Source organism: Streptomyces murinus (genome assembly GCF_002154555.1).
Classification (GTDB): Bacteria; Actinomycetota; Actinomycetes; order Streptomycetales; family Streptomycetaceae; genus Streptomyces; species Streptomyces murinus.
Window position 1 is genome coordinate 271 of record NZ_MUNF01000149.1, and the last position, 4,357, is coordinate 4,627.

Consider the following 4,357-nt stretch of genomic DNA (forward strand, 5'->3'; position numbering starts at 1 on the left):
TGCTGGTGCTCGCCGAGCGGGCCGGGCTCAGGATCCACGAGGTGCCGGTGGACTGGGTGGACGACCCCGACAGCAGCGTCGACATCCTCGCCACCGCGCTGGCCGACCTGCGCGGGATCGCCCGGATGCGGCGCACCCTGGCCGCCACGGGCACGCGTGCCCGCCGTCCCCGTACGACCGCGTGACCGCGACCCTGCCGCGGCCCCTCGCCCCGGCCCTCGCGCCCGGCTCCCGCCTGCGCGCGGCCGCCCGCCGGCACGGGCCGGTGCTCGCCGTGTTCGGCGCGCTGAAGCTGGCCGGTTTCTGCTCCTTCATGTATCTGCTGTCCGCCGCCGGTGACTACCGGGGCAAGGACCTCCGCTTCGGCGGCGGGGCGCACGCCTGGGACGTGCTGGCGACCTGGGACGGCTGGTGGTACCAGCAGATCGCGCTGCACGGCTACGACCCGAAGCTCGTCCCCGTCCCGGGCGCCACCGGGATGATCACGCTGGAGGGCAACTCGGCGGCGTTCTTCCCGCTGTACCCCGCGCTGATCCGGATGACCTCCGCGGTGACCGGCCTCGGCTCGTACGGCGCCGGACTGCTGGTGTCGATCCTCGCGTCCTTCGCCGCCGCGCTCGGCGTCTACGCGGTGGCGGAACGCTTCGGCGGCCGTCGCGCGGGGTTCGCCGCGGCCGGGCTGTGGGCGGTGTGGCCGGGCTCGGGCGTGGAGTGGGCGGTCTACTCCGACTCCCTCTATGTGGCCCTGGCCGTCTGGGCCTGCTACGCGGCGCTGACCCACCGCTGGCTCGCCGCGGGGGTGCTCACCTTCGCGGCGGGGCTCAACCGGCCCACGGCCGCCGCGCTGATCGCCGCGCTCGCGGTGGCGGCGCTGCTGGCGGTGCGGCGGGGCGAGGACGGGGTGGGACGGCCGCTGTTCGCGCTGGCGCTGGCCCCGCTCGGACTGCTCGGCTATCTGCTGTGGGTCGGCGACCGGATGGGCGACCTCGGCGGCTACTTCAAGCTCCAGTCGGGCGCGTGGGCACACCGCTTCGACTACGGCAGCCAGACCCTGGACGTGCTGCGTTCGGTGCCGGTGGGGCGGTTCGGCGACTATCTCTTCGCCTACCCCTACGCGGACATGATCGGCGTCGGCGTCGTCCTGCTCGCCTTCACACTGCTGCCGCTGCTGATCCGGCTGCGGCCACCGGCGGTGCTGGTGGTGTACACGGTCCTCACCCTGGCCCTGGTCCTCGGCAGCCAGCAGATCTTCGCCAATGTCTCGCGCTATCTGCTGCCCTGCTTCCCCCTGTTCCTCCCGCTGGCCGCGGCCCTGCGCCGGCTGTCGCTGCCGATGCTGTGCACGGTCCTCGGCGTCGCCGCGCTGGCCTCCGGCTCGTACGCGGGATACGCGCTGTTCGAGCTGGGGGTGCCGTAGCCGGGGCCGTCGCGCACCCCGGCGGTCCGCCGGGATCACTCCGACGGTGTACAACTATGCCTCGAACTCAACGAGGCAAGGACGAGGCGTGCGTCAGGCAGCAACCGACGAGATCATCTGCGTCACCGATTGGACCCCTTCCGCACCGGGTCAGTTGACGACTCTGGCCGTGAGCGGGGAGCGGGCCGAGGCGGCGGAGCGGGTGGCGGCCGCCGCGCTGGGCGGGACGGCCGGGCTCACCTCCTGGCTGGAGCTGCCGGCGGACGCCCGGCGGCGGCTGGTGGGGGCGTGCCGGTCGGTGCCGACGCTGGGCATGCACTGCGTGCGGGGCGACGCCCGGCAGGCGGCGGCCGACGACACGGCGGAGCAGTTCCTGTCCCGGCTGCCCGGCCGGGCGGAAGGCCACCGGACGCGGTTCGTGACGGATGCGTCCTTCCCGGGCCTGCGCGAGCTGGTCCGGCTGACCGCCCTGGTGTGCCGGGAGACGTACGACCGGACGGACGTGCCGGAGGACGAGGATCTCCTGGAGATCTACGAGACCTACTCGGTGGGTTCCCTGTCCGGGCATCACTGACGACCCGGCACGGTCAAGCGGGCCGGTCGCTCCAGCGGACCTCGCCGTCGGTGATCCGGTCCGTCGGGCGCAGCCCGAGCGCCCGCGCGACGCCCGTCGACGCCTCGTGCCCGGGGTGGATGTGCGCGACGAGCCGGTCCACCCCGTGGGCGCCCAGCCAGTCGGCCATGGCCCGCGCGCCCTCCTGCCCGTAGCCCTCGCCCTGGTGGTCGACGCCGATCACCCAGGCGAGTTCGGCCTCGGTGCCGCCGTCGTCCGCACGGGAGAGGGTGGCCTGCACGGTGCCGACGAGCCGGCCGTCCGCGCGGCGGCGCAGCATCCAGTTCAGCCAGCCGTGCCGGCCGTCCGGGGACTGCCCGGCACACTGGCGCCGGTATCGGGCCGCCAGCTCGGCCGGGGTGGCGGGCGCGCCGCCGGTCCAGGTGTGCAGTCGTACGTCGTCGAGGACCGCGAAGGCCTCCGCCGCGTGCCCGGCCCGCAGCGGTTCGAGGCGCAGCCGGGGCGTGTCGGCGGGGGTGGCGCTCGGCCAGGTCATGGGTGCCCCGCTCACGCGAGACTGTCCTGCCACGCCTGGTGGAGGTCGGCGAACCTGCCGGTACCCGCGATGAGTTCGGCGGGGCGGCCGTCCTCGATGACGCGGCCGTCGGCCATCACCAGGACGCGGTCGGCGATCTCGACCGTGGACAGGCGATGCGCGATGACCACGGCGGTACGGCCGCGCAGGACGGTGGACATGGCGCGCTGGACGGCCCGTTCGCCGGGGATGTCCAGGGAGCTGGTGGCCTCGTCCAGGATGAGGACGGCCGGGTCGGCGAGCAACGCCCTTGCGAAGGCGACCAGTTGGCGCTGGCCCGCGGAGATACGGCCGCCGCGCTTGCGGACGTCGGTGTCGTAGCCGTCGGGCAGCGCGCTGATGAACTCGTGCGCGCCGATCACCTTCGCGGCCCGCTCGACCTCCGCCCTGGAGGCGTCCGGGCGGCCGATCGCGATGTTGTCGGCGACGGTGCCGGAGAACAGGAACGCCTCCTGGGTCACCATCACCACCCCGCGCCGCAGTTCGGCCGTGGGCAGGTCGCGCAGGTCCACCCCGTCGAGCAGCACCCGCCCCTCGGTGGGGTCGTAGAAGCGGGCGAGCAGCTTGGCCAGGGTGGACTTGCCCGCGCCGGTGGCGCCGACCACGGCCACCGTCTGCCCGGCCGGCAGGGTCAGATCGAAGCGGGGCAGCACCTCGCCGCCGGTGCGGTAGGCGAAGCGCACCTTGTCGAAGCGCACCTCGCGGCCCGGGAACCCGGCCCGGGACGGCGGCAGTTCGCCCGGTGCGACGGGCTCGGGCACGGACGGGGTCTGGGCGAGCAGACCGGCGATCTTCTCCAGGGACGCGGCGGCCGACTGGTAGGAGTTCAGGAACATCCCGAGCCGGTCGATCGGGTCGTACAGACGGCGCAGATACAGCACCGCCGCGGCCAGCACACCCAGTTCGAGAGAGCCGTCCGCCACCCGGTAGGCGCCCCAGAGCACGATGCCCGCGACCGCCGTGTTGGCGACCAGACGGGAGCCCACCACATAGCGGGCCATCTCAAGGAGCGAGTCCCCGTTGGTGCGCTCGTGGGCGCGGTTCAGCTCGGCGAACGCGGTGTCGTTGGCGGTCTCCCGGCGGAAGGCGCGCACCGGGCGGATGCCGTTCATGGTCTCCACGAACTTCACGATCACCGCCGCGATCGCCGTGGACCGCGCCCGGAACACCCGTCCCGCGCGCCGCTGATAGAGCCGGATCAGGAAGTACAGCGGAATGAAGGAGCCCACCGCGACCGCGCCGAGCCCGAGGTCGAGCCACAGCAGCATGGCCGAGATGTAGACGAAGGACAGGACGACCGTCACCAGTTCCTGGAGCCCGTCCTCCATCAGCTCCCGCAGCGACTCCACATCGGTGGTGGAGCGGGAGATCAGCCGCCCGGAGGTGTACTGCTCATGGAAGTCGATGCTCAGCGCCTGCGCGTGCCGGAAGATCCGCCCGCGCAGATCGAGCAGCACGTCCTGGCTGACCCGCGCGGACTGCCGTACGAACGCCACCTGGAGTCCGCCGGAGAGCAGCGCGCACAGCAGATAGCCGGCGCCCACCGCGATCAGCGGCCCGTACCGGTGGTCGCGGAAGGCGGGTACGGCGCGGTCGATGGCGTACGCCACCAGCAGCGGGCCGACCTGCACGGCCGCCTGCTGGAGCAGCAGCAAGGCGGTGGTCAGGGCGACCCGGGCCCGCATCGGCGCGAGCAGCGAGCGCAGCAGGGCGGCGGTGGCGCCGGGCGGGGAGGGCAGGAGGTCCTGGTCGAAGGGGTTGTCGGGGCTCGGGGCGGTCAACGGGGGTCCTC

4 protein-coding genes and 1 pseudogene are annotated in these 4,357 nt (G+C 73.6%); 3 read left to right on the top strand and 2 right to left on the bottom strand.

What is annotated here, in order from left to right; genetic code table 11:
• The 3 genes and pseudogenes from CCN72_RS11475 to CCN72_RS11485 form a co-directional block, all read left to right on the top strand.
• Positions 1-185: pseudogene (locus CCN72_RS11475) on the top strand (glycosyltransferase family 2 protein); the annotation flags it as partial.
• The gene (locus CCN72_RS11480; RefSeq protein ID WP_208637976.1) at positions 182-1,417 is read left to right on the top strand and encodes a glycosyltransferase family 39 protein; all 1,236 of its coding nucleotides are present in this window, start codon (positions 182-184) and stop codon (positions 1,415-1,417) included. The pseudogene CCN72_RS11475 and the gene CCN72_RS11480, both read left to right, overlap by 4 nt.
• A gap of 88 nt (positions 1,418-1,505) precedes the next feature.
• Positions 1,506-1,991, top strand: coding sequence for a hypothetical protein (locus CCN72_RS11485; protein ID WP_143664083.1), 486 nt, complete (start codon positions 1,506-1,508; stop codon positions 1,989-1,991).
• 13 nt (positions 1,992-2,004) lie between these two features.
• On the opposite strand, the gene CCN72_RS11490 is transcribed toward CCN72_RS11485, so the two are convergent.
• Positions 2,005-2,541, bottom strand: coding sequence for a GNAT family N-acetyltransferase (locus CCN72_RS11490; RefSeq protein ID WP_425276134.1), 537 nt, complete (start codon positions 2,539-2,541; stop codon positions 2,005-2,007).
• Positions 2,538-4,346 carry an ABC transporter ATP-binding protein gene (locus CCN72_RS11495; protein ID WP_086807434.1) on the bottom strand — a complete coding sequence of 603 codons (1,809 nt, stop codon included), beginning with the start codon at positions 4,344-4,346 and terminating at the stop codon, positions 2,538-2,540. Before CCN72_RS11495 ends, CCN72_RS11490 begins: the two co-directional genes overlap by 4 nt.
• Between the last annotated feature and the right edge of the window lie 11 nt (positions 4,347-4,357).